Annotated in this window: 1 protein-coding gene; it reads right to left on the bottom strand. The window is 59.2% G+C overall.

Going from position 1 to position 590, the window contains the following annotated elements:
- Positions 1 to 590 (bottom strand): RHS repeat domain-containing protein (locus AC3ZU9_RS31545; protein ID WP_490091805.1); only part of this gene is annotated, 590 nt, incomplete at both ends.

The raw sequence follows: 590 nt of genomic DNA on the forward strand, positions 1-590 counted from the left end.
CCCGGCCGGTCTTGCATGAGCAGGTTGCCGGCGGGGTCGTGGCCGAAGCGTTCTGGCTCGCCTTGGGAGTGGTCGGCGCGGGTGAGGCGGCTTAGTGGGTCATAGTGGTAGTGCTGTTCACCTTTGCGAGTGTCGAGCAGGCGGGTGAGGTTGCCGGATTTGTCGTAGTCGTAATGACGGCGGTACACCGGGCCTTCGGCATCGCCGATGCTTTGGTTGAACAGGCGTCCCTGGTGGTCGTGTTGGTAAGTGCTGAGCAGTTTGCCTTGGGTACGTTGTTGTTCGCGGCCGGCGTTGAATTGGTGTGAGGTCAGTACCGTGCCGTTCAGTTCAACCGTGGAAAGGTGACCGCCTTTGTCGTGGTTGAAGGTGAGGCGGTTGTTGTCGGGCAGGCGCAGGTTTGTTAGTTGACCGCAGGCGTCGTAGCCGTAACGCAGGGTGCCCCAGCCTTGGTGTTCGGCGGTAAGGCGGTTTTGGACGTCGTATTCGTAGGCTAAAAACCAATTACCGTCGTCAACGCTGAGGAGGTTGCCCTGACGGTCGTAGGCATAGTCGACAGAGTTTCCATCAGGCAGGGTTTTTCTTACGAG

The sequence above is a fragment of the Pseudomonas sp. A39 genome (assembly GCF_058145955.1).